Genomic DNA, 22802 nt, shown 5'->3' on the forward strand with positions numbered 1-22802 from the left:
GGCGTCGATGAATGCGCGAACGTCGTCGGGCTGAATGCCGAGGCGCTTGAGGATCGCCGCGCCGGCGTCGTTGCCCGCGAGTTCGTAAAGCAGATGTTCGGTATCGACCTCGCGGCGCCCGAACTGCACTGCGCGTTCGGCTGCGCGCTGCAGCAATTCGCGCGCCACGTCGCTGAAATAGCGTTCGACGATCGCGCCGTCGCCCGCTTCCATGGCCTGCGGAGCAGGTTCGCCCGCCGCGCCGCCCGCCTGTTGCGAAGCGCGAAACAGCGCCTCCAGCGGGCTCAGGGTGCGCTGATGCCGCGTGAGCTGCGCGTAGTGATAATCGCAGACATCGAGAAAACGCCGTCTGCCGTCCTGCAACACGGCAACCCGCACCGTCGCGGGACGCACGCCGCAAATATCGCAGTTGAGCTGAGCCATTTCGTCTCCCTGGAAGCTGCGCGCCTGGGGGCCGCCCGGAACATGCACGCACGAGCGCCGCCTGACTGCGCGAACGAATGTCGTAGAGAAGTTCAAGCGCCATCGTAACGTCGAATCGACGTGCGCGTCGTCAACGGGGCGTCTGGCGTGCGGGCCGCGTTGCCGGCCCCGCTCAAGCGTCTTGGCGGGCTGCCGGCTCGCCCGTGCCGCCGGCATCGGAGCGCGGATCGCGTATCCATGCGCTCAGCAACGTGGACGAAACGGCGAGGATCACCGGCCCGATGAAGAGCCCGACGATGCCGAAGGCGAACAACCCGCCGAGCACACCGGAGAGGATCAGCAGCATCGGCAGGTTGACGCCGCGGCGGATCAGCACCGGGCGCACGAGGTTGTCGAGCATGGCGACCATCACGGACCACACCGCGAGCAGGATGCCCGCGACGTGCGCGTCGTGCACGAAGAGCCAGATCACGCCGCCGAGCAGCGGCAGGGTCGGGCCGATCTGCGCGAGGCAGAACATGAGCATCACGGCCGTGAGCACGCCGGCACCCGGCACCCCGGCCACCCACAGGCCGATGCCGCCGAGCGCCGACTGGAGAACCGCCGTGACGACGATGCCAAGGGCCACGGCGCGAACCGAAGCGCCGGCAAGCTTGACGGCCTGCTCGCCATACGCGGGCGTGACTCGAACGGCGAACCGCGTGACATAGTCGGCGGCCTGCTCGCCCTGGCTATAGAGAATGACCGTGATGATGATGGTGATGACCATGTGTATGACGAACACGCCGACCGAGGCCGCGTGGGCGATCAACCAGTGCGCCACGATCGAAACGTAGGGCTCGAGCTGCGCGAGCAGGCCACCGGGACCGGCGTCGGAGAACTCCTGCCATTTGCCGACGATGCGCGCGCCGATCACGGGAATTTCATGGACCCAGTCCGGTGGCGGCATCAACGCATAGTCGGGCAGCTTGCGGATCACGTCCATGATCTCGCCGCCGTGCAGCGCGAGCGTCGAAATGGCTTCATAGAGCGGCAGGACGATCACGAAGAGGAGGATCACCAGCATCACGAGCGTGGCGAGCCAGCGGCGGTTGCCACAGCGCCGCTCGATGCCAATCATGGCGGGCCAGGTCGCGACCACGATGGTCGTGGCCCAGATCAGCCCGGGGATGAACGGGCGCATCACATAGAGGGTGCCGATCGTCAGCGCGCACAGTATCGCAACGACGAACAGGATGCGGGCGAGGTCCGGCGTGGGTTGCGGCTTCACGTGCGTCTCCTTGCGGCGGGGCGCGCATCATGGCGCCAACGCGCTAGTCTATATCGGATACGCTCCGAATCCCCTGTAAATGGGATGCCCCCAAAGCAGCCCATACGCGGCACGGCTGACCGCTTCCTTTACGCACGCCGTGCCGCCATATCGCCCGGCACGGCAAGATTCATTCGCATTCTTAACCGAATGCACGGCGGGGCGCGCAAGCGCCTCGTGCCGCACTCTGGAATAATGACGGCTTCTCCGACCTTGTAACGACGAAGAGCCTGCCATGTCCGCAACCGAAACGAAACTGCCCTGCGTGCTCCTGACCAACGACGACGGCATCGACGCGCCCGGCCTCGCCGTGCTCGAAGCCGTCGCCGCCGAGCTCGCGCATGAAGTGTGGGTCGTCGCCCCGGAACACGACCAGAGCGGCACCTCGCACTCGATCAGCCTGCACACGCCGTTGCGCGTGAGCCGTCGCGGCGAGCGGCGTTTCGGCGTGCTCGGCACGCCGGGCGATTGCGTGGTGATGGCAGTGCGCCAGCTGATGGGCGACGTGCGCCCCTCGCTCGTGCTCTCGGGCATCAACCGGGGCGGCAACCTCGGCGTCGAGACGATGTTCTCGGGCACGGTGGGCGCCGCCATGACCGGCCTGCTGCTCGGCCTGCCCTCGATCGCGCTGAGCCAGACCTTCCGGGACCGCGAGCGTGTGCGCTGGGACACCGCCCGCGCGCTCGCGCCGGGTGTCATCCGGCGCCTTGCCGCAGTCGCGCATGACGCCCCAGTCTGCCTGAACGTGAATTTCCCCGATATCGACGCGAGCGCGGCCGGACCGCTCACGGTCACGCGCCAGGGCGTCGGGCTCGTGCAGGGGATCGACGTCGTGCCGCAGATCGACCCGCGCGGCATGGATTATCACTGGCTGCGCTTCAATCGCGGCCCGCGCGAGAACGGGCCCGACAGCGAAACGGCCGTGGTGAATTCCGGCCGCGTGTCCGTCACGCCGCTGCAATTCGAGCGCACCGACGAAAAGACGTTTGACACGCTGCAGGCGGCGCTTGACGGCGGCGCCTGAGCATCACCCGGCATTGTTCGCCATCGCTCACCATCACTCAACCATTACGCGCCCCTACTCGCGGGCGGCCGCGATGGCATTTTCGATCGCCACGCGAATATCATCAGGAATGCCGATCGATTGGTGAGTGTCGAGCGAGGTCGTCACGATCGTCTGGTGCGCTGCCATGCGCAGCACGCCGTCGGCACCCGTGCACGCCCACGCGAGCGTGAGCGATTTCTCGCCGAGCCGCTCGACATCGATCGCGAGCCAGACCTCGTCGCCCATCTTGCTGACCGCCTTGAAATCGACCTCGAGCCGCACGGTCGGCATGCCGACACGCCGGCCACCGATCACGCCGTGATAGCCCTCCTCGGGCAGCATTTCGTCGAACCACGACTCGATGAGATCGTTAAAGAGAACGAAATACTGCGGATAGAACACGATGCCGGCGGGATCGCACTCTGAGAAGTGGATCTTGTGCTTGCGCCGGTAGGTGGGCATCGCCATGCGGATGTCTCCGTTCATTCCTGTTCTCACGCGTCGTCAGATCACGAGCCGCGACACCTTCACGCCCTCGAGCGACACCCCTGCCATCAGGCCCGCGTTGGTCAGCACGAACGCCTCGATGGGACTCATGGCGGTCGAGGTATCGACATTGCCGTTCGCACCCACCGTGACGAGCGCGACCGTGGCGTCCGCGCCCGCCGACCAGCCCTGGCTGCGCGTGAAGTTGTCTAGCGCCTGCTGATTCATGAACGCGAAGATGATGGCCTTCGACTGCGCGCCGATCTGCAGGCCGAACGAGCCCGCCACCGTGCTGTAGTAGCCGGTCGTGCGGCCGTCCACGCGTAGCGCGCCGGTGCCGTACTGGCCGCCAATCCAGAAGCCCGCCGCCAACACCTGAGGAAAGACCAGCACGCCGCTCGACTTCGAGATCAGTTCGCGCGACCCGTTGACCGTGCCGTAGAGGCGCGAGAGCGTGGCGTCGACGCCCGCGTCGATCGAATTGCGCTTCGCCGCGTTTTGCGCGGCGCTGTCCTGTGTGCCGAACGGGGTCGTCGTGCAGCCGGACAGCGCGAAACCGCCCGCGGCGAGGGCGGCACTGGAGCTGAGAAGAAATTGACGTCGGCGCATTGTGCTGTTCCTGTGGAATTGTGGCTTCGATTACCCGCGCCGGCCTGGCCATCTGCCGAGGACCGCGCGCAAGGCGCTACAGGATAGCGTGCATGGCCGCTGCCGAGGCAAACCGGCGGCAGCGCACGCATTCGCGCTGGCCGGCGCCGTTCACCGGCCCGTCTGCCGGCACCGGCGTGCCATGACCGCTCATCCTCGGGGGTATAGGACCGTGCATCGGGCATCGAGTTCGCAACGCCGGGGCGCGGCGGTCCCATCTGGCGGTATCTCGACGCAATGCAACATCGCCTTGCTTTTCGAAATCGTTCTATATCGGCGTGACTTCCCCCACCACAAAATTGGCGTTTGTCCCGGCGCGCCTGCCGTAACAGATGTCGCCGCAATCCTGATCCCATGCCCCGAAGAGAGCCGCCATGACCACCCGCCCCCCGCAGCGGCCGCCGCAGCTACAAAGCACGGCGCTTTCGCGCGCCTGCGATCGCGTGAGCCGTGTCGGCATCTATCTGATCCCGGGCTTCTACGTCGGCTTTGTCGCCTTGCTGCTGCTTTTGTGGCACCTGCCCGCCCGCACGTACTGGCTGTCGGCCACAGCCGCCGCACTGGCTAGCGCGATGGGCCTATGGTCGCTGGCCTTCTATTTGGCGAGCTCGATGCGGGCGAATGAGTCACAACCAGCCGCCCCGCGCGCTGTCGAGCCCCTCGAAGCGAAACGCGCCGTGCCGCTGCGTTTCGTGCAAATGACGACGCGCACGTGCAGCCAGGCCTGCGCCACACCCACCGGCGCGCAAGCTCGATTCACGGTGTCGTGCTTCTACGCCAACTGTGCCGTTTCGACACCGGCCACGAGCGACCACGCCGGCGTCGCCTGAGTGCATCTGTGCGGTAATCGGCGCATTAGTGGCGAAAAGCGGCGAAATCTGCGCTCACAATGCGCGCGTTGAATCTTACATAGATCAGCAGACCCTGACATATAATGACCCAGATAATGTCAGGAAAACAAAAGCGCTAAAGGCACGTTCCACAAGAATCGCCCCCAGATTCTCCGAATTCAGTCGACGCACTCAAGCCCATGACGAATGCAATGCGAGACGTGCGGATCGTGGTGGCCGACGACCACCCGGTCGTCCTGACTGCGATCAGCGACTACCTCAATACCATGCCGGGCTTCAAGGTCGTCGCGCAGGCCGACAGCGGCGCGCGCCTGATCGACGCCTTGCGCGACACCGAGTGCGAGCTGATCGTCACCGACTTCTCGATGCAAGGCGGCCTCGAAGACGAGGACGGCCTGCGGCTCGTCGGCCGGTTGCGCCGGCTTTGTCCCGACACGCCTGTAGTCGTGTTCACGATGCTGACCAATGGCGGCATCCTGCACGAGCTCGCGCGGCTCGGCGTGGCTGGCCTGATCGGCAAGGACGAGCCGATTCCCATGCTTGGCGAAGTTTGTCGCCGCGCGCTGACAGAATCTGGCACAGCGCTTTCCACGCGCATTGCCGAACGCCTGGCGAAGGAAGGCTCGACCTCCACCGATTTTCAGCGCGACCAGCCGCTCTCGCCGCGTGAACTCGACGTGGTGCGGCTATTCGCGCTCGGCCTGAGCGTGACCGAAATCTCGAAGCGGCTGAACCGATCGGTAACGACCGTCGCCACGCAAAAGCGCGCGGCCATGCGCAAGCTGCACCTTGAATCGAACGCCGACCTGATCCGTTACGCCAGCGAGCACGGATTCGCGTGATGCCGCGCGCCGGCCCGACCGCATGCCTTCGGCCACACCGCGCCCGGCGAAGCGCGCGACTCCCGGTTCGTATCGGATAGATCGCGTCGCTGGCTTCGTCTCGCGCCTGGAAGATAGAAGCCATTCGCGAGCGCGGCATGGCGCACGATGTTTCGCAATCCTGATATCCAGGCGCCAGGTTCGCGTGGCTTCGCCGCGCTCGCGGTGAGGGGCGGCTTCGCGATGCGGTGGATACGCCGGCGCGCGCGCCGCAACGGAGCAAGCGCCACAACCTTCGCGCCCGGCATGCCGGGTGCGACGCCACTCGAGCGCGCCGCGCCGCCGCTGCGCGCCTCGAAAGCCGGCCTCGTAATGCCCGGTATCGTGTTTGCGCTGACTTGCGCCGCAAATTGCAGTCCGGTTGTTCGGGCGCGCGACGAGGCCGTTGTCTTCCCGACGCCTGCAGGCGCGCTCGCGCCGCGGTAATCTGCGGACACAATTCCGCCTGAACCCGGCCATGCCATCCGGTCTCAAAGGTTTATCTGCGGAGATCATCGTGTTGCGGCTCATTTCGGCATTAGGGGCGGCAGCAGTCCTCGCTGGCTGCGCAGTCGCGCCGTATCCGGGCTACCCCGGCTACTACGACTATGGCTACGGCTCGCCCTATCCCTATTACTACGGCTACCCGTACGCCTACGGGTATGGCTACTATCCCGGCTATTTCGGCGTCGGCTATGGCGGCATCGCCATCTGGGGCGGCGGCGGCCACTACCATGGCGGGTGGCACGGCGGCCATGGCGGTGGCTGGCATGGCGGCGGAGGCTGGCACGGCGGCGGAGGCGGCGGCACGTGGGAAGGCGGCGGCATGGGCATGGGGCACGGCGGCCACGGGCGCTAGTGCGCCGTTCCCGTTCCCGTTCCGCTACGCCGGCCGCTCAATCTGCGGCGTCATACGCGGCGCCGCGCTTACACGCGACCACTCACCGGAATCAGCGCCCCCGTAATCGCTTGCGCTTCTGCGCCTAGCAGGAACGCAATCACCGCTGCGATCTCGCGCGGCTGCACCCAGCGCGTGAAATCGGCGTCCGGCATGTCGGCGCGATTCTGCGGCGTGTCGATGATGCTCGGCAGAATCGCATTGACGGTCACGCCCTTGTCCTTGACCTCCTCCGCAAGTGCCTCCGTCAAGCGCGCCACGCCCGCCTTCGAGGCCGAATAAGCGCCCATGCCGAGCCCTGCCTTGAGCCCCGCGCCCGCGCCGATATTGACGACGCGGCCCGCGCCCCTCTTCAGCAGGTAAGGCAGCGCGGCCTTCGAAGCATTGAGCGCCGTCTTCACGTTCAGGTCGAACATCAGGTCCCACGTGCGCGCGTCGCCCTCGCCGATGGTCTCCCAGCGAAACGCACCCGCCGCGTTGACGAGCGCATCGAGGCCGCCGAGGCGATCGTTCAGCGTGCCCAAGGCCGCCTGCGCGGCCTGCGCGTCCACGAGATCGACGCCACCCAGGTACAGCGCACCCGCGAGTGCGGCGGGCAGCGCCGCCGACTCCGGCGCGGCGCCTCGGCCGATCAGCGCCACGCGTGCGCCGCGTTCGGCCAGCAGTTGCGCCGTCGCCATGCCAAGGCTGCCGAAGCCGCCCGTTACCGCGACCACTTTGCCGTTCATCCCGTTTTCCATGCTCATCTTCCTTCGCTAACCTGGTTTCGATGCGCGCGCCCAGCACTCGTTGCCGACCAGTGGGCGCGCCGCTGGCGCCACGTTACGCGAGCCGGGGTCTTCCATCAACCTCCGGCGCACGCCCCGCTCAGGCATCCGTGCGCACCGCTGCGAGCGCACGCTGCTTGCGCAGGTTCTCGGTGGTTTCGCCGCCGCCGTCCGCACGCCAGCCCGGCGGCAGGAAAACGTAGCGCAGTGCCGTCCAGACGTCTTTCGCCGTGAAGACATCGCGCGCAAGCGTCGCCCAGTGCTCCAGCTCCACGACGAAAGGATTGCGCGAGCGCGTGGGCGTGACGAGACCGAATCGGCACGGCTCGTCGGCGCGCTCTTCGATGTAGGTGCCGAACAGGTGATCGAAAACGATAAGGACTCCACCATAATTGGCATCGAGATAATCGACGTTCGAAGCGTGATGCACGCGATGGTTCGACGGCGTGTTGAACACGTACTCGAGCCAGCCGAGCTTCGGAATCCACGTGTTGTGCAGCCAGAACTGATAGAGCAGGTTGAACGAGAGGATGGCGAGCACCACTTCGGGACGCACGCCGAGCCACACGAGCGGCGCGAAGAACATGGCGGGGCCGGTGAGCTTGCCGGTCCAGCCGAGCCGGTATGCGGACGAAAGCGTCAACTGGTTCGGCGAATGATGCACGGCGTGCGTCGCCCAGAAGAAGCGGATGCGGTGCGACGCGCGGTGATACCAGTAATAGCAGAACTCCTGACCGACGAAGATGAACAGCGCAAGCGCGATGCTGTCCATCTTCAGCGTGAAGAGCCGGTGCTCCCAGGCGAAATCGAAGATGGGCGTGGCGAGCGAGAGCGGCAGGAGTGCGAAGAGCTTGCGTCCCACGAGGTCCGCGAGCGAAAGCCAAACTTCAGACCAATCGAAAGCCGCCTCCGATTCCCTGCGCTTTCTGAGGGTGAGGACGCACGCCTCGATCAGCGAGACGGCAACGATGAACAGTGTGACGTAAAGCGCGATTTTTCCTGTCGTGAGCATGATGGACCGTATGCAAATGGCGCGGCGTGCGCGGTGAACGAGGACGCGTTTTGCACGGAGAAAGACTGGCTTCGCGTCGGATGAGGGGCACTGTAGTGGCGCGCCGACGGAAAAACCACGCGCAAAGTATGTCGTGATGTGTCACGCGGCCCCATGCGTGAAGTGCCGCAGCCCGTTCGCCGTGCGGCGCGCGCGCAGCGGCGGCGGCAGAGGCCGCGGGCCGTGTAACACCGCGACATCTTTCATCACGCGACTTGGGGAAAGGACCGCCCTATAGTTCGTCCCGCTGACACGCCACGGCGTGCCCCCGAAACGAACCGCAAGGACATCTGATGAAAACGCTCCCCCTCGTCGCCGCCGCGCTCATCGGCTTCGCCAGCGCCCCCGCCTTTGCCGGCTGGTCCGGCCACGGCACGGCGTACACGCCGCACGGCACGTACAACGGCGCGCATTACGGCTCCTGTGGCGGGGGCACCTGCTCGCACGCAGGCGGCGTGGTCGGCCCCTGGGGCGGCGTCGCGACCAACACGGGTTCCGTCACGCGCACCGCGCCGGGCCAGTTCAGCAACAGCGGCACGGCCACCGGCCCGAACGGCCGCACCGTCCAGCATTCGGGCGACACGAGCTGCGCAAATGGCACCTGCTCGCACACCGGCTCGCTCGATGGCTCCGACGGCCGCAGCGCGACGACATCGGGCAGCGTAACGCGCACGGCGCCTGGCCAGTACTCGTCGTCGGGCACCGTCACGACCGGCAACGGCAACACCTACGGCCATTCGGCATCGACGGCCTGCGCCGGCTACACCTGCACGCGCTCGGGCACCGTGACGGGCACGCAGGGCGGCACCGTCACCCACTCGGGCAGCGCCACGGGCGTCGGCACCGGCGTGGTGACCACGAGCGGCGGCACGACTGTCGTGCACGGCAGCACGGTCGCAACCGGCGGCACGGTCACGGCCGTGGGCGCGACCGTCGCGGTGGTGCCCGCTCCCGTGCCCGCGCCGGTGGTGGTGGCGCCGCCGCCGCCCGCCACCACCGTCTACGTGGCACCGCCGCCGCCCGCGCCGAAGACGGTGTACGTAGCGCCCGCGGCACCGAAGACGGTTTATGTCGCGCCCCCGCCGCCGAAAACCGTCTATGTCGCACCGCCCGCGCCGAAGGTCATCTACGTGGCGCCGCCGCCGCCCAAGGTCGTCTATGTGGGCGGGCCGCTGCCGCGTGCCGTATATATCGCGCCGCGTCCCGCCGTCTGGGTTCCCGGCCATTGGGTCGGCAACGTGTGGGTGCCCGGCCACTGGGCATGAACCACTACGGGCGGCAGCGCAGCATGAGCCGCACCGGCCCCTCGCTTCCCCTGATCTCACTCGCTTTATCAACCGGCCGGCATGCTACGCCGGCCAACCCACGGAGAACACCATGAAGAAGATGATCGCAGCCCTCGTTTTGTGTATCGTTGCAGCAGCAGTTTCGGTGACGGCATCGGCCCAGGCCTTGCCCGGCGCGGGGACCGGCACGAGCAGCACAAGCACCACGAGCGGCGGCGCACGCGTCGAGCGCATGATGGCGCAGGTACCCGGCCGTTTCGCCGCCGCGAACACGACGCACGACGGCAAGCTCACGCGCGAACAGGCGCAGGCGGGCATGCCGATGGTCGCGCAGCACTTCGACGAAATCGACACGCAAAACTCCGGCTTCGTCACCCTCGCGCAGATCGAGGACTTCATGCGAGCGCGCGCAGCAGCCCGATGAACGCCGGAGGCGTCCAATGGAGCAGGCAAACAGGATCATCGTGCTCGACGACGAAGCCGAGCTGCGCAACATGCTGCAGCGCTTCCTCACGGTGCACGGGTTCGAGGTGCGCGCGGTGGCCGACGGCAAGCGGCTCGACCGCCTGCTCCAGCGCGAGCCCTACGACCTGCTCGTGCTCGATCTGATGATGGAGCCCGAGGACGGCCTCACGGTGTGCCGGCGCCTGCGCGCCGAAGGCCACACGCTGCCGATCCTCATGCTCACCGCGAAGGGCGACGCGGCCGACAAGGTGATCGGGCTCGAAACCGGCGCGGACGACTACCTCGCCAAGCCGTTTCTTCCCGACGAGCTGGTCGCGCGCATCCGCGCGCTGCTGCGTCGCCAGAAGATGGCCGCGAGCGAACCCACGGTCACATCGCAAATGCTGCGCTTCGGCGACTTCAGCTTCGACGTGGGCAAGCAGACGCTCTACCGCGACGGCGCGCCCGTCGAGGTCCACTCGGCGCAGATGCTGCTGCTCCATGCGCTCGGCTCCTCGCCCAACCGCGCCGTGAGCCGCGAAAACCTGCTCGCCCGCGCGCGCGGGCGCGATCACAGCGCGCTCGACCGCAGCGTGGACGTGCAGATCCTGCGCCTGCGCCAGATCGTCGAGGACGATCCCGCGAAGCCGCGCTTCATCAAGACCGTCTGGGGCATCGGCTACATGCTGGTGGCCGGCGTCGAACCGTAATGCGGCTCGGGCTTCCGCGCTCGCTGCTCTCGCGCAACATCGCACTGCTGGTGGCGCTGGTCGCGCTCTCGCAACTGTGCTCGCTCAGCGTCCTGCTGCATTTCGTGCAGCGCCCGCGCATCGAGCGCGCGTCGATCATCTTCGCCGACTACGTGACGCTGCTCGACACCACGCTCGCGGCCATGCCGCCCGCCGAAGGCCGCGCGACGGCCGCGCGCCTCGACGCGCGCGCGGCGCCGCCTCCTGACACGCCCGGCGAAACGCACCCGAGCCTCGTGGGCTTTTTCCGCACGTGGCAGCGCGACGTGTTCGTCGAATCGCTCCAGCGCCATTTGCCCGCCGACTTGCTGGTGCGCTGGGACGCGAGCCACGACGAACTCGTGCCCGCGGCGAACGGCGAAGCCGCGCAGGAGCGCCTCTGGATCCGCGTCCACGCGGCGGGCGAGCCCGTGTGGATCGCACTGCCCATGACCGCGGATGCGCGCGCAAGCGGCATAACCACCGCGTTGATCCTTTGCGCGGCGCTGGCGTTGCTCGCGGCGTTGACCGGATATCTGCTGCAACGCCACCTCAACCAGCCGCTGCGCGAACTCGCGCGCGCGGCGCGGCGCTTGAGCGCCGGCGAAAAGCCCCCTGCGCTGCCCACCGACGGCCCGACCGAAATCGCCCAGGTGAGCCACGCTTTCAATCAGATGACCGAGGCGTTGCAGCAGGCCGAGGCAACGCGCGCGCTGATGCTGGCCGGCGTCTCGCACGACATCCGCACGCCGCTCACGAAACTGCGCCTCGCGATCGCAATGGCATTGCCGCGCGGCAGCAACGACGCGCTCGTGGCTTCCTCAGAGAGCTATCTCGACCAGATCGATACGATCCTCCAGCAGTTCATGGACTACGCGGGCAGCGGCGAGCGCGAAGCACCGCAGCCGGGCGACCTCAACGCGCTCGCGGGCCAGCTTGTCGCCGATTTCGCCGGGCTCGGGCACGAGTTCGCGTTCGACGAGGGCGAGTTGCCGGCGTTCGAATTCCGGCCCATCGCTGTTATGCGTCTGCTGATGAATCTCATGCAGAACGCCGTGAACTATGGCCGCACCGGCCTCGAGATCCGCACGTGGCGCGATGGCGACACCGCCTGCGTGGCTGTCTGCGACCGCGGCAACGGCATACGCGCCGAGGAACTGGAGCGCCTCAAATCGCCGTTCACCCGTGGTGCGAACGCACGTACGCATTCGGGCGGCTCGGGTCTCGGGCTCGCCATCGTCGACCGGATCGCCCGGCTGCACGGCGGCTCGCTCGTGTTTCGCGACCGCGAAGGCGGCGGCCTCGAAGCCGTCGTGCGGCTGCCGCTGAACCGGGCCGGCACGCCGCGGGCGCCGCGCACATGACATGAATCGACATAATTCACGCGTGGATTTCGTGCGCCCCTCCCCCCATACTTGCGCCTGAGCACTGCGCTACGGAACGAAGCAAACCGGAACGCAGACGCCGAAGCACCACGGTCGATAGTTCGCCATCCTGAATGATTTGCGAGTATCGGCAGACCCGACTCATTGACTTCGCTCAGTCATCCGGACAACTTCCTTCAGGCAACGGACACCGACATGCAAACCCTCATCAACTTTCTCGTCAACAAGGCCAAACGCGTAGCGGGCACCGTGTTTCTCGCGGGCGCGCTATTCGCCAGCGGCTGCGCGTCGGCCACGACTGCCGTGCAAACGAACGGCCCGCTGCCGCAACTGCACGCCGATGTGATCTACGTCTACGCGTTCGACGCGGCCGCCGATCAGGTGCAGCTCGATAACTCCGGCATGATGCAAAAGCTCAAGACGATGGCGAGCGGCGAAACATCGGCCCAGCAGCAACAGCAAGCCGCACTGCAAACGCGCGAGCGTCTCGCCGACCAGCTCGTGAGCGATCTGCAGAAAATGGGCCTGCCCGCCGTACGCATGGACGGCCCCGCGCCCGCTGGCCGCGACGCGCTCATCGTGGAAGGCCGCATCGATACGATCGACGCCGGTAGCCATCGCCGCCGCATGCTGATCGGCCTCGGCGCGGGCAAGAGCGAAGTCGGCGCGACGGTTGCGGTGCTGTTCCAGCCTGCCAACGGCGCGCCGCAGCCTCTCTTGAGCTTCGAGGCGAAAGCGGACAGCGGCCATATGCCGGGCATGGCGGAGACGGCGGGCGTGGGCGCGGCGGCCGGCCATGTGGCGACGGCCGCTGCGGTGGGCGGCGGCTTGCACGGCGCTTCGGAGGCGAAGCACGACACGCTCTCGTCGGATGCCGGCAAGCTGGCCCGCTCGATCGCGAAGCAGGTCGCACAGGTCAGCACGCAGAACGGCTGGGTGACGATGGCGACGAAGAGCTGAAGCGCGCGGCTGGCTCGCGCAACGCGATGCGGCGCAGCGCGGCGGCGGTTCGATACCGCCGCCGTCTTTCGTTTACCGCACCTGCGGCTAGCGATAGTGAGCGATCTTCAACGTGTTGCCCAATGCCTGGATTGAAGCAGTTGCACGAATCCAGGCTTTCGTAGAACGACTTCAGCGCGGAACAATGGAAAACGCCTTGCTTCCCTCTCGCCGCGCTCAGCCGAGACCCATGCGCGTCTCGTCGACGAACGTCTCCGTGGCGTCGTCGATCTTGCGGCCCTTGCGGCCGGTCGGGCCATGAATGTAGACGGTTTTCATATCGATCTGCGGCGCGCCGGTCGCGGCCGGCGGCGGCGTCATTTCGTATTGCACATTGCGCGCGTGATCGGCCATCTGCAGGCGCGGGTCGAACACCGAGTCGAAGCGCCACAGCATCCGCACGAAATTGGTCTGACCGCGCAGCAGGAGGCGCGCAGCCTGACCGGCAGCGCCGCGCAGCGCGGTCCAGCCCAGATGCTTGCGGTTGAGCACCTGCTGCGTGCGCACGAGTTCCTCGTAGAACTCCGGCAGCGGGAGTTTCGTTGGCACCACGGCGTGCTGGATGTCGTAAAGCCGGTAGTCGAGGCTCGTGAGACGGCGCGCCTCGCGCTGCCAGTTCTCCGTGCCCGGATACGGCGTGTTCACGCTGATATTGACGATCTCGGGAATCTCCAGGCACCACTTGCGGATCGTTTCGAAGCGCGCGCGGTCCCAGTCGGGGTCGGCAATCAGGTTGATCGCAACCGTGATGCCGAGCGAGCGCGCGAACTCGAGCGCCTCGAAATTGCGGTCGAGGCTGATGCGTTTGCGAAATGCCTTGAGGCCCTCCTCGTCGATCGCTTCGACGCCGAGGAACATGTACTTGAGCCCGATGGACTGCCACAGGCGGAACACCTCCTTGTTGCGCAGAAGTACATCGCCACGCGTTTCCAGGTAGTAGCGCTTCTTGATGCCGCGCCGTTTGATCGCCTCGCCGATCGCCATGCCATGCTCGGCGTGCACGAACGCAACGTCGTCGACGATGAACACGCCTGGCTCGCGCAGCGCGGCCAGTTCGTCCACGACGACTTCGGGACTGCGCGTGCGATAGCTGCGGCCATAGAACGTCCAGGCACTGCAGAACGTGCAGTCCCACGGGCAGCCGCGCGCGAATTCGATGGAGGCACACGGATCGAGCGTGCCGATGAAATACTTGCGCCGGTGACGCAGCAGGTCGCGCGCGGGGCGCACGGGGTCGAGATCCTCGACGAAGCGCGGTGGCGGGCCCGAACCGTGTGTCGTCACGACGCCGGGCACCGCGAGCAGATTGTCGCCGCGTCCGGCTGCTTCGAGCAACGCATTCACCGAAGCTTCGCCCTCGCCGCGCAGCACGCAGTCGATCGCGCCTTCGGCATGACGCAACACATCGTGCGCGGTGAACGACACGCTATGGCCGCCCACGAACACGAAGCACGACGGCAGCGCGGCCTTGACGGCCTTCGAAAGGTCGATGATCTCGGGAATGTTCGCCAGATAGTTGCCCGAAAAGCACAGCGCCTCGGGCCGCCAGTTGCGCACCACGCGCATGAGGTCGCGGTGCGTGTGAACCTGCAGATCGACGAGCCTTACTTCGTGGCCCGCATCGCGCGCCGTGCCCGCGACCGATTCGAGACCCAGTGGTTCGAGCCGCAGGAATACGCGCGTATACATCAAACCGCTCGGGTGGACAGCAAGCAATCTCATGAAGCCTCCTTGCGAGACGCCTGCCCGCGCGACAATGCCTGGGCCGTCCACCATGCGAAAAGGCGCGCGGCTTGCGCAACTCTCCTCTTCGCTGGCCGGCCGGCGCACTGGGCCGGACGCTCACGCTCGTTCACGCTCGTTGCCGCATGCGCGCGCAACCGGGTAACTGGGTATCAAGCGGGTCACGCCGTTACCACTTGCGCGGCACTCGCCGGGAATGCGCGGCGCTGCTGGCGTGCGCCGGGGGGCGGCGCGAGCATCGCGCCTTGATGCTGCTGCTTCGTGCGAGTCTACGCGCGTTCGCGCATCGCCGCTGCTGCGTGTCGACCAGAGTTAGCGCTTTAGCGCTTACTCTGGTCCCATGCCTTTTGAGGCGGTCGACCAGAGTTAGCGCTTTAGCGCTTACTCTGGTCCCATGCCCTTTGAGGCGGTCGACCAGAGTAAGCGCCTTAGCGCTTACTCTGCCCCCTCCAATCCCACACAACGCGCGACCTCAAAAGCTCCCGAACAGCGAACCGAGCACGATCACCACGGCGAGCGCAATAATCGCGCCGACGATGCTCACCACCACGAGGTCGCCGTAGCTCTCGCGGTGCGTCGAGCCGCACACGGCCATCAGCGTGACTACGGCGCCGTTGTGCGGCAGGCTGTCGAGCGTGCCCGCCGACATCACGGCAACGCGGTGCAGTAACGCGGGATCGATATTTTGCTGGGCCGCGAGCTGCATGTAGGTTTCGCCCAGCGCGTCGAGCGCGATGGTGAGCCCGCCCGAGGCCGAGCCCGTGAGGCCGGAAAGCAGGTTGGTGGCCACCGCGAGCGAGACGAGCGGGCCGCCGCCGATGCCAAGCACCCAGTCGCGCACGACCTCGAACGCGGGCAGTGCCGCGATCACCGCGCCGTAGCCAACGAGGCTGCCCACGCTCAGCACCGGCAGCACCGAGGCGTTGGCGCCGGCATCGAAGCTCTCGCGCACCGCGCCAAGCCGCTGCCGGTTCAGCGCCACCAGCACGATGATGCCGAGCGCGAGCGCCACCGAAACGCCCCACACGCCCGCCACCGCCGAAAGCGTGGTGGCGCCCCAGCGCGACTCGGCGAGGTAGGAAGCGTCGATGCGCGGAAACACCACGACGTTCATCACGAAGTTCATCGCCACCACGACCACGAGCGGCGCGAGCGCGACCAACGGCGGCGGCGGCCCGACCTGGTTCGATGTGCCTTCGGGAAAAACGGCGCCCCTGTCGATCTCGGCCGGGTCGAAGGTCTGGGAGAGTGTCGCGCGTTCGCGCACGAGCTCGGACTTGCCGCGCGATGCGTCGTCGGCGCCGCCGTCAGCCGGCTCGACGAAGCCCTCGCCGTTGCGCCGCGCCGCTGCCGCCGCACGCCCGAGCCACCACAGGCCGAAGCCCGCGATCACGCAAGTCGCGATCACGCCGAGGCCCGGCGCTGCGAACGGCGTCGTGCCGAAGAACGGCATCGGAATCGCGTTTTGCAGCGCGGGCGTGCCGGGCAGCGCCGACATCGTGAAGGTCGCCGTGCCGAGCATGATCGCAGCCGGCATCAGGCGGCGCGGAATGTTGGCGGAACGAAAGAGCGCCTGTGCCATCGGCGCGAGCACGAAGAACGCCACGAACAGGCTCACGCCGCCATACGTGACGAGCGCGCCGCCCAGCACCACGGCCACGAGCGCGTGCCGATTGCCGAGCTTGTCGATCATGAGGCGCGCGACGGCGTCCACCGAGCCGCTGTCCTCCATCAGCTTGCCGAACAGCGAGCCGAGCAGGAACAGCGGGAAGAACTGCGCGAGAAAGCGGCCCGTGCTCGACATGAAAGTTTGCGTCCAGTGCGCGAGCACGGGCTCGCCGGAAACGAGCGCAGCCAGCATCGCGCACAGCGGTGCAAGCAGCAGCACGCTCCAGCCGCGGTATGCGAGCCAGATCAGGAGCGCGAGGCTCGCGAGCATGCCCCCGAGTCCGAGCAACAGCGTGCCCGCGCTCATTGCAGCACCCCTTCGAGCAAGGCTTCGAAATCGAACGTCGATTCGACGCCAAGCTGTGCGCCGTGCTGGGCGAGGAATGCATCGGCCGTGCTTCGACCTTCGTCGCGCAACATGGCGATGAACGCCCACTCGGCATTGAGCTTGGACGACGAGCCGAGCGTCGCGAGCTTCGGGCTGTGCACGCGATGCAGGCGCATGTGCGCCCAGCGGCGCCCCTCCTCGGTGCCGGCGTCGGCCACCTTGTGCAGTAGCGCCATCATGCGCAGCTCCTTGATGAGGGGGGCATTGAACGCGATCTCGTTCAGCCGGTTGATGATTTCGCGTGCCGAGCGCGGCGTGCCCGCTCGTTCGACGGGATTCACCTGCACGAGGATCGCGTCGATCGCATCGGTCTCGCGCACGAGCGGCGTGACCGTTGGGTTGCCCGCGTAGCCGCCGTCCCAGTAGGCATCCCCGTCGATTTCGACGGCCTGGAACAGCGTGGGCAGGCAGGCCGATGCGAGCAGGGCGTCAGGCGTCAAATCGGCATTGCGGAACACGCGCGCCTGGCCGTTGGCGACACGCGTGGCCGTGACGAAGAGCTTGATACGCGAATTGCGCAGCGCGTCGAAATCGATGGTGTCGGCAAGGATCGTCCGCAGGGGGTTCACGCTGCCCGGATTCATGTCGTACGGCGAAACGAGGCGCGCCATCATGTCGAGCGCGACGAACAGGGGCGAGTGGTCGAGCGTCCAGCGCCCGAGCATCACGTCGAAGAGGCCGCGCCGGAACGGACTGAAGCGCGCCGCCTCGGCCACGCGGTGCCAGAAACGCTCCAGCGCCTCGCGCGCGCCGACCGCGCCGCCGTGCGCATGGCCACTCGCGAGCACGGCCGCGTTCATCGCGCCCGCCGAGGTGCCCGAAATGCCTTCGATCTGCAACCAGGGCTCTTCGAGCAGGCGGTCCAGTACGCCCCATGTGTACGCACCATGCGAGCCGCCGCCTTGCAGCGCAAGATCGACGAGCAATGGCTCGGTACGGGCCGTGAGGGTTGACGTGTCAGCTTCGGCGGCCATCGCAGCTCCGTTGGAGATCGACCACCGCCGAGGTTACAGGAAAAGCGCAAAGCGCTTCGTCGAAATGACGCGGCGCGCAATCGCCCGCTTAGGTGGCCACTTAGGTACCCGATTCGGTGCCCGATTAGGTGCCCGCATAGTGGCCGCTTAGGCGGGCTTTGGCGAGCCTGCGCCGCATCAGCGTGCCAGTGCTCGCCGGGCGCCGGTCGGCATGTCTGCAGTCATGTATGCAGTCATGTCCGCTGGTAGACTGGGTCCCCCAACCCATTCACCTGCCATACCGTGCCGCACACCCGCCCGCTCCGTGGACCGCTCCCCTCTCTGCTCACGGAAATCCGCGCCTGCCGCGTCTGCGCCGATACGCTGCCGCTCGGCCCGCGCCCGGTGCTGCAGGCGAGCGCGACAGCGCGCCTTTTGATCGTCGGCCAGGCGCCGGGCTCGAAGGTCCATGCCTCGGGCGTCCCCTGGGACGACGCGAGCGGCAAGCGCCTGCGCGCGTGGCTCGGCATCGACAGCGCGACGTTCTACGACGCCGCGCACGTGGCGCTCGTGCCAATGGGATTCTGCTACCCGGGCCGCGGCAGCGGAGGCGACAACCCTCCGCGCCCCGAATGCGCGCCGCTGTGGCACGCGCGGCTCCTTGAACAGCTGGCGGACGTGCGCCTCACGCTGCTGGTCGGCCAGTATGCCCAGCGCTGGTTTCTCCGCAGCCGGCGCAAGGGATCGCTCACCGAAACCGTCGCGGCGTGGCGGGAGTACGCACCCGACTATGTGCCGCTGCCGCATCCGTCGCCACGCAATCAGGCGTGGTTCCAGCGCCACCCGTGGTTCGAGCACGACGTGCTGCCGGCCTTGCAGGAACGCGTGGGGGCATTACTGACGCCCACGCCACGCCTTGCGCGAGAAGCACAATCCACGCAGAAGGACTAGACGATGACAAAACCGGCAATCGACATCCAGCGCGTCTACGAGCCGCTCCCCGAGGACGGGCACACCTGCTTTCTGGTCGACCGGCTGTGGCCGCGCGGCAAGCGCAAGGAGGCGCTCGCAAACGTGGCCTGGGTGAAGGACGCGGCGCCGAGCACGGAGCTGCGTCAGTGGTACCACAAGGACCTCTCGCAGTGGGACGAATTCCGGCAGCGCTATCTGGTCGAACTCGACGCGAATCCCGCGGCCTGGCAACCGCTCGCCGAGGCTGCCGCCGAGGGCCCGATCATGCTGCTCTATGGCTCGCAAGATACGGAGCACAATCACGCCATCGTGCTGCGCGACTATCTGGCGAAGAAGCTGCGGCGCAAGTGAGCAGGCGCCGCCCGGCCTTCGCAGCCGGGCGCGCCGCCACGCTCTCTGCGCTCAGAACAGATACATTCCCGCGACGAACACCACGCCCGAGAAGAGCAACGTCGTCACGCAGTAGCCCATGATGTCGCGCACGCCGAGGCCCGCGATCGCAAGCGCCGGCAGCGCCCAGAACGGTTGCGCCATGTTGGTCCATGCTTCGCCGTAGGCGATCGCCATCGCCGATTTGCCGAGATCCGCGCCGAGCGCCTGCGCCGCCGGCATCACGAACGGCCCCTGCACGACCCAGTGGCCGCCCCCCGAGGGCACGGCGAAGTTGATCAGCGCCGAACTCAGGAACACGAGCAGCGGGAACGTGTGCACGTTCGCGATGTCGACGAACCACTTCGTGATGACGCCCGCAAGACCCGAGTGGTCCATCAGCGCCTGAATGCCCGCGTAGAACGGGAACTGGATCATGATGCCCGAGGCGCCCCGCGCGGCCCCCGCCACGGCGCGCGCATAGGCCATCGGCGTCTTGTGCAGCACGATCCCCGCCGCGAGAAATACGAGGTTCACGGTGTCGATGTCGAGCGCGAAGCCCTTGGCATGAAACCGCAGGCCAAGGAACACGACGCACAGCGCCGCCACCAGCAGGGAGAGCGCGCGGCTTTCCTCGATGCGCTCGGCGAAGGTCGCATCGGGTCCAAGCTTGCGCTCGACGCTCGGCGGATCTTCGAGTAGTGCCGGATCGACCGACACGACGTCCTCGGGCTTCGGCATCATGAGGCGCACGAGGATGGGCAGCAGCACGATCAGGCCGATCGTGATGAACGCGTTATAGCCCGTGAAGATGGTTTGCGAGACCGGAATCAGGCCAACGGCCTTCTCCATGGGGTTACCCTTCGTCGCCGCGACGAGCGGCACCGAACCGGAGAGCCCGCCGTGCCACGTGAGAAAGCCCATGTACGCGGCGGCGACCAGCAGGCGGTAGTCCGCGCCGCGCACGCGCCGCGCCACTTCGCGCGAGAACATCGCGCCGAGCACGAGGCCGAAGCCCCAGTTGATCGCGCAGGCAATCGCCGCCACGAACGCCACGAGCATCACGCCCTGTCCCGGCGTGCGCGCACAGCTCGCCAGCGCGACCAACATGCGCTTGACCGGCGCCGAGCTCGCCAGCGCGTGGCCGGTCACGAGAATCAGGACCATTTGCATCGCGAACGCGAGCAGATTCCAGAAGCCGGAGCCCCACATCAGCACGAGCGCTTCGGGCGGCTGCGGCGTGAGCGCAAAGGCCAGCACGAACGTCACGACGGTCAGAAGAATGGCGAAGATAAGCGGGTCCGGCAATATGCGATGCACTACGCCGGTGAAGAAACTGGAAATGCGTTGAATCACGGTGATCTGCTCCTCGTCTGCTGATACGGAATCGGCCGCTTGTTCTCATCGTCGCGTACCGAGGCGGCGATTTTTGCACATGCCGGCGCAGTGCGTGCGCGACGCGGGCAATCCGTCCGGCGCGCCGTCTCGCCGGCCTGTTCCGTTTTGCCCGCTTGCGCCGCGTGGCGCGAAATGAACCGTTACAGGCCGAAACGCGCCCTAAAAGCTTATCTGCTACCGTTGCGACTGCCTGGTCAATAAACATGCGGGTGCTCCACCCGGGGGAAGCAGCGATGCGTAAGCAGTTCGTCAGCGTCGTATTCGCCGGTCTGGCCGGAACGTTCGCGGCTTTGCCGCCTGCGCTCGCCCAGTCCCAGGCCTATACCAATCAGATCGTCAACCTGTACGCCGGCCCCGCCGCCGACTTTCCCGTCGTCGCCCAGGTTCCGGCCGGCGTGTCGTTGATGGTGATGGGCTGCGTTTCCGGCTTCAGCTGGTGCGACGTGAGCCTGCCCGGATTGCGCGGCTGGGTATTCGGCAGTTACATCAGTTCTCCGTGGCAAGGCCAGCGCGTGCCGGTGATGACCTACGGTGCAACCATAGGCCTGCCTATCGTGGCGTTCTCGCTCGGCACGTACTGGGGTAGCTATTACCGCGACCGGCCGTGGTACTCCAATCAGGCGCACTGGTACCGGCACCCCGGGCCGAAGCCGGTGCCGCCGCCGCCCATCCGTCCCCACCCGCCCGCGTATGGCCCGGGTCGCCCGCCCGCTCACGGCGGCTACCGCCCGCCCCACACCGGGCCGGGAGGACCGCCGCACAACGCAGGGCCGGGCAACCGGCCGCCCGGCGCGGGACATGGCAACAGCGGCCCGCGGCCGCCTGGCCAGGGCGGTGCACGACCACCGGGCCAGGGCGGCGGCCCGCCGCACGGACAAGGCGGTGGGCGCCCGCCAGGTGGTGGCAATCACCCTCCGCCGGGAGGCGGTGGCGGTGGCGGTGGCGGTGGCGGTGGCGGCGGCGGCGGCGGTGGTGGTGGCGGCGGTGGTCGTCCGCCGCCGGGCGGTTGACGACCTCGGCCAGGCTGCACGCCCGCGCGTGCTTCACGCGCGGCGTGCCCAGCTCGCGCCGCACCGCAATTCAAAAGCGATAGCCGATACCGCCCAGGATCACGTCCGTATCGCGGCTATAGCGCGTGACCACGCGATTCCAGGTGACGCGCGCAGCCCAATGTTGCGTGAAGCGATACGAAGCCGAGACGGAGATGAGCCCAGACAGTATGCCGTCGCCGGTCTCGCGCTCGTCGGGGTGCTCGCCGTGATGGATCGCCGCGTAAAGGCCTGCGCCGAAACCCAGCGTGAAACGGTTGTCGAAGAACGCACGTGTGAGCCAGAGCTGCGCCGTCGCGCCGTCGCGCCGCGCCGAAATGCCGTTGCCCTCGTGCAAGTAGCCCAAGGTGGCATCGAGAAAGGAGTTAATGCCGCGGCGATACTCGATTGCCTCAGCCACCGAAGTCTGCGATTCGAGGCTGTTGAGGATCGTTGCGCCCGCCATGAGCGTGATCTCGTTGTTCGTGACCTTCTGCGTGCGCGGCAAGGCGAAATCGCGCGGTCCCGGTGTGTCGGGCGCGTCGAGCTGATAGCCGACGCCGAGCATGACCGCCGTCGTCGAGGGACCGCGCGTGACCTGCACGCGATTGAGCTGCAGGTTCGCCGTCCAGCGATGCGTGGAATACCACGTGGCGCGCGCGCTGTAAACGACGCCCCAGCCGTGCGTATTGTCATAGCCTTCACCCGCCGACGCGGCTTCGGTGTCGAAATAGCGATACGGTCCGACGCCCAGTGCGAACACGAAGCGACGCTGCGCGAGTGGCAGGCGTGCCCACCCCTGGATGGCCTGCCCGTCGCGATGATGGTCTGGAATATGGCCTTCGTTCAACCACGAAATGCTGGCGGCGAAATACTTGCCGAAGCCTTCCGTGTAATCCATCTGCCACGAATACGAAGGATCGGCGCCGCTCCTGAGCGGCCCCATATAGAGCGCGAACTCCTGCGCGCGAGCCGGCCCCGAAGCTATGGCGAAAACGCAGGCAACGACGCTGGATGCAGCTAGCGACGGGGTTCTCTTCATTATGTGCGCTCGCGCCTCGACGTTCAGATGTTGAGCCAGGAGCGCGTGCAAAGGACGAGGC

General features: G+C 67.1%; 23 protein-coding genes. 12 read left to right on the forward strand and 11 right to left on the reverse strand.

Annotation, left to right across the window (positions count from 1 at the left end; translation table 11 throughout):
• A partial coding sequence (locus VMJ11_RS10465) for a Clp protease N-terminal domain-containing protein (protein WP_325619346.1) occupies positions 1 to 423 on the reverse strand: 423 nt, incomplete at its 3' end.
• A 172-nt stretch (positions 424 to 595) separates the two neighbouring features.
• Positions 596 to 1693: an AI-2E family transporter YdiK gene (gene ydiK, locus VMJ11_RS10470; protein WP_325619347.1), complete on the reverse strand. Its 1098-nt coding sequence runs from the start codon at positions 1691 to 1693 to the stop codon at positions 596 to 598.
• 274 nt (positions 1694 to 1967) lie between these two features.
• Between ydiK and surE the strand changes: the two genes are divergently transcribed.
• A complete protein-coding gene (gene surE, locus VMJ11_RS10475) occupies positions 1968 to 2756 on the forward strand; it encodes a 5'/3'-nucleotidase SurE (protein WP_325619348.1) in 789 nt (262 codons plus the stop codon).
• A gap of 54 nt (positions 2757 to 2810) precedes the next feature.
• Here the strand turns inward: surE and VMJ11_RS10480 are convergent, their stop codons facing one another.
• Together VMJ11_RS10480 and VMJ11_RS10485 are read right to left on the reverse strand one after the other, a co-directional pair.
• Positions 2811 to 3263 carry a thioesterase family protein gene (locus VMJ11_RS10480; protein ID WP_325619349.1) on the reverse strand — a complete coding sequence of 151 codons (453 nt, stop codon included), beginning with the start codon at positions 3261 to 3263 and terminating at the stop codon, positions 2811 to 2813.
• Between the two features lie 18 nt (positions 3264 to 3281).
• A complete protein-coding gene (locus VMJ11_RS10485) occupies positions 3282 to 3872 on the reverse strand; it encodes a BPSL1445 family SYLF domain-containing lipoprotein (protein ID WP_325619350.1) in 591 nt (196 codons plus the stop codon).
• Between the two features lie 413 nt (positions 3873 to 4285).
• On the opposite strand from VMJ11_RS10485, the gene VMJ11_RS10490 reads away from it, so the two are divergent.
• The 3 genes from VMJ11_RS10490 to VMJ11_RS10500 all read left to right on the forward strand — a co-directional run bounded on the left by VMJ11_RS10490 (position 4286) and on the right by VMJ11_RS10500 (position 6481).
• On the forward strand, positions 4286 to 4741 hold the full coding sequence (locus tag VMJ11_RS10490; RefSeq protein ID WP_325619351.1) for a hypothetical protein: 456 nt from the start codon (positions 4286 to 4288) through the stop codon (positions 4739 to 4741).
• A gap of 200 nt (positions 4742 to 4941) precedes the next feature.
• Positions 4942 to 5604 (forward strand): response regulator transcription factor, encoded by a 663-nt coding sequence (locus VMJ11_RS10495; RefSeq protein ID WP_325619352.1) that lies wholly within the window; start codon positions 4942 to 4944, stop codon positions 5602 to 5604.
• A 535-nt stretch (positions 5605 to 6139) separates the two neighbouring features.
• Positions 6140 to 6481, forward strand: coding sequence for a hypothetical protein (locus tag VMJ11_RS10500; protein ID WP_325619353.1), 342 nt, complete (start codon positions 6140 to 6142; stop codon positions 6479 to 6481).
• Positions 6482 to 6549: 68 nt separating this feature from the next.
• On the opposite strand, the gene VMJ11_RS10505 is transcribed toward VMJ11_RS10500, so the two are convergent.
• Both VMJ11_RS10505 and VMJ11_RS10510 read right to left on the reverse strand, forming a co-directional pair.
• Positions 6550 to 7260: an SDR family NAD(P)-dependent oxidoreductase gene (locus tag VMJ11_RS10505; RefSeq protein WP_325619354.1), complete on the reverse strand. Its 711-nt coding sequence runs from the start codon at positions 7258 to 7260 to the stop codon at positions 6550 to 6552.
• Positions 7261 to 7387: 127 nt separating this feature from the next.
• Complete coding sequence (locus VMJ11_RS10510; protein ID WP_325619355.1) at positions 7388 to 8299, reverse strand: sterol desaturase family protein; 912 nt, start codon at positions 8297 to 8299, stop codon at positions 7388 to 7390.
• A 332-nt stretch (positions 8300 to 8631) separates the two neighbouring features.
• Between VMJ11_RS10510 and VMJ11_RS10515 the strand changes: the two genes are divergently transcribed.
• The 5 genes from VMJ11_RS10515 to VMJ11_RS10535 all read left to right on the forward strand — a co-directional run bounded on the left by VMJ11_RS10515 (position 8632) and on the right by VMJ11_RS10535 (position 13141).
• Positions 8632 to 9603: a hypothetical protein gene (locus tag VMJ11_RS10515; RefSeq protein WP_325619356.1), complete on the forward strand. Its 972-nt coding sequence runs from the start codon at positions 8632 to 8634 to the stop codon at positions 9601 to 9603.
• A gap of 112 nt (positions 9604 to 9715) precedes the next feature.
• Entirely contained in the window at positions 9716 to 10048 is a 333-nt protein-coding gene (locus VMJ11_RS10520; RefSeq protein ID WP_325619357.1) for an EF-hand domain-containing protein, read from the forward strand.
• A 16-nt stretch (positions 10049 to 10064) separates the two neighbouring features.
• The gene (locus VMJ11_RS10525; protein ID WP_325619358.1) at positions 10065 to 10778 is read left to right on the forward strand and encodes a response regulator; all 714 of its coding nucleotides are present in this window, start codon (positions 10065 to 10067) and stop codon (positions 10776 to 10778) included.
• Positions 10778 to 12160 (forward strand): ATP-binding protein, encoded by a 1383-nt coding sequence (locus tag VMJ11_RS10530; RefSeq protein ID WP_325619359.1) that lies wholly within the window; start codon positions 10778 to 10780, stop codon positions 12158 to 12160. Before VMJ11_RS10525 ends, VMJ11_RS10530 begins: the two co-directional genes overlap by 1 nt.
• Before the next feature lie 216 nt (positions 12161 to 12376).
• Positions 12377 to 13141 carry a DUF4410 domain-containing protein gene (locus VMJ11_RS10535; RefSeq protein WP_325619360.1) on the forward strand — a complete coding sequence of 255 codons (765 nt, stop codon included), beginning with the start codon at positions 12377 to 12379 and terminating at the stop codon, positions 13139 to 13141.
• Positions 13142 to 13357: 216 nt separating this feature from the next.
• Here VMJ11_RS10535 and hpnR read toward each other — a convergent pair whose 3' ends face one another.
• The 3 genes from hpnR to VMJ11_RS10550 form a co-directional block, all read right to left on the reverse strand.
• Complete coding sequence (hpnR, locus tag VMJ11_RS10540; RefSeq protein WP_325619361.1) at positions 13358 to 14902, reverse strand: hopanoid C-3 methylase HpnR; 1545 nt, start codon at positions 14900 to 14902, stop codon at positions 13358 to 13360.
• A 493-nt stretch (positions 14903 to 15395) separates the two neighbouring features.
• Positions 15396 to 16898: a GntP family permease gene (locus VMJ11_RS10545; RefSeq protein ID WP_325619362.1), complete on the reverse strand. Its 1503-nt coding sequence runs from the start codon at positions 16896 to 16898 to the stop codon at positions 15396 to 15398.
• Entirely contained in the window at positions 16895 to 17953 is a 1059-nt protein-coding gene (locus VMJ11_RS10550; protein WP_325619363.1) for a patatin-like phospholipase family protein, read from the reverse strand. The genes VMJ11_RS10545 and VMJ11_RS10550 overlap by 4 nt, the downstream gene beginning before the upstream one ends.
• 282 nt (positions 17954 to 18235) lie before the next feature.
• On the opposite strand from VMJ11_RS10550, the gene VMJ11_RS10555 reads away from it, so the two are divergent.
• Positions 18236 to 18883, forward strand: coding sequence for a uracil-DNA glycosylase family protein (locus VMJ11_RS10555; protein WP_325619364.1), 648 nt, complete (start codon positions 18236 to 18238; stop codon positions 18881 to 18883).
• A gap of 3 nt (positions 18884 to 18886) precedes the next feature.
• Positions 18887 to 19255, forward strand: a complete 369-nt coding sequence (locus tag VMJ11_RS10560) for a DUF488 domain-containing protein (protein WP_325619365.1) — start codon at positions 18887 to 18889, stop codon at positions 19253 to 19255.
• A gap of 51 nt (positions 19256 to 19306) precedes the next feature.
• On the opposite strand, the gene VMJ11_RS10565 is transcribed toward VMJ11_RS10560, so the two are convergent.
• On the reverse strand, positions 19307 to 20629 hold the full coding sequence (locus VMJ11_RS10565) for a TIGR00366 family protein (RefSeq protein ID WP_325619366.1): 1323 nt from the start codon (positions 20627 to 20629) through the stop codon (positions 19307 to 19309).
• Positions 20630 to 20904: 275 nt separating this feature from the next.
• On the opposite strand from VMJ11_RS10565, the gene VMJ11_RS10570 reads away from it, so the two are divergent.
• Positions 20905 to 21681, forward strand: coding sequence for an SH3 domain-containing protein (locus tag VMJ11_RS10570; RefSeq protein WP_325619367.1), 777 nt, complete (start codon positions 20905 to 20907; stop codon positions 21679 to 21681).
• Positions 21682 to 21751: 70 nt separating this feature from the next.
• Here VMJ11_RS10570 and VMJ11_RS10575 read toward each other — a convergent pair whose 3' ends face one another.
• The gene (locus tag VMJ11_RS10575) at positions 21752 to 22741 is read right to left on the reverse strand and encodes a hypothetical protein (RefSeq protein ID WP_325619368.1); all 990 of its coding nucleotides are present in this window, start codon (positions 22739 to 22741) and stop codon (positions 21752 to 21754) included.
• Positions 22742 to 22802: the final 61 nt, after the last annotated feature.

This window comes from Paraburkholderia sp. (genome assembly GCF_035501035.1).
In the GTDB taxonomy this organism is placed as follows: Bacteria; Pseudomonadota; Gammaproteobacteria; order Burkholderiales; family Burkholderiaceae; genus Paraburkholderia.

Excerpts from the sequence above, each read along its gene's own strand:
- surE (WP_325619348.1), top strand. The coding sequence starts at position 1,968 with ATGTCCGCAACCGAAACGAAACTGCCCTGCGTGCTCCTGACCAACGAC.
- VMJ11_RS10480 (WP_325619349.1), bottom strand. The coding sequence starts at position 3,263 with ATGAACGGAGACATCCGCATGGCGATGCCCACCTACCGGCGCAAGCAC.
- VMJ11_RS10485 (WP_325619350.1), bottom strand. The coding sequence starts at position 3,872 with ATGCGCCGACGTCAATTTCTTCTCAGCTCCAGTGCCGCCCTCGCCGCG.
- VMJ11_RS10490 (WP_325619351.1), top strand. The coding sequence starts at position 4,286 with ATGACCACCCGCCCCCCGCAGCGGCCGCCGCAGCTACAAAGCACGGCG.
- VMJ11_RS10495 (WP_325619352.1), top strand. The coding sequence starts at position 4,942 with ATGACGAATGCAATGCGAGACGTGCGGATCGTGGTGGCCGACGACCAC.
- VMJ11_RS10505 (WP_325619354.1), bottom strand. The coding sequence starts at position 7,260 with ATGGAAAACGGGATGAACGGCAAAGTGGTCGCGGTAACGGGCGGCTTC.
- VMJ11_RS10510 (WP_325619355.1), bottom strand. The coding sequence starts at position 8,299 with ATGCTCACGACAGGAAAAATCGCGCTTTACGTCACACTGTTCATCGTT.
- VMJ11_RS10515 (WP_325619356.1), top strand. The coding sequence starts at position 8,632 with ATGAAAACGCTCCCCCTCGTCGCCGCCGCGCTCATCGGCTTCGCCAGC.
- VMJ11_RS10520 (WP_325619357.1), top strand. The coding sequence starts at position 9,716 with ATGAAGAAGATGATCGCAGCCCTCGTTTTGTGTATCGTTGCAGCAGCA.
- VMJ11_RS10525 (WP_325619358.1), top strand. The coding sequence starts at position 10,065 with ATGGAGCAGGCAAACAGGATCATCGTGCTCGACGACGAAGCCGAGCTG.
- VMJ11_RS10530 (WP_325619359.1), top strand. The coding sequence starts at position 10,778 with ATGCGGCTCGGGCTTCCGCGCTCGCTGCTCTCGCGCAACATCGCACTG.
- VMJ11_RS10535 (WP_325619360.1), top strand. The coding sequence starts at position 12,377 with ATGCAAACCCTCATCAACTTTCTCGTCAACAAGGCCAAACGCGTAGCG.
- hpnR (WP_325619361.1), bottom strand. The coding sequence starts at position 14,902 with ATGAGATTGCTTGCTGTCCACCCGAGCGGTTTGATGTATACGCGCGTA.
- VMJ11_RS10545 (WP_325619362.1), bottom strand. The coding sequence starts at position 16,898 with ATGAGCGCGGGCACGCTGTTGCTCGGACTCGGGGGCATGCTCGCGAGC.
- VMJ11_RS10550 (WP_325619363.1), bottom strand. The coding sequence starts at position 17,953 with ATGGCCGCCGAAGCTGACACGTCAACCCTCACGGCCCGTACCGAGCCA.
- VMJ11_RS10560 (WP_325619365.1), top strand. The coding sequence starts at position 18,887 with ATGACAAAACCGGCAATCGACATCCAGCGCGTCTACGAGCCGCTCCCC.
- VMJ11_RS10570 (WP_325619367.1), top strand. The coding sequence starts at position 20,905 with ATGCGTAAGCAGTTCGTCAGCGTCGTATTCGCCGGTCTGGCCGGAACG.
- VMJ11_RS10575 (WP_325619368.1), bottom strand. The coding sequence starts at position 22,741 with ATGAAGAGAACCCCGTCGCTAGCTGCATCCAGCGTCGTTGCCTGCGTT.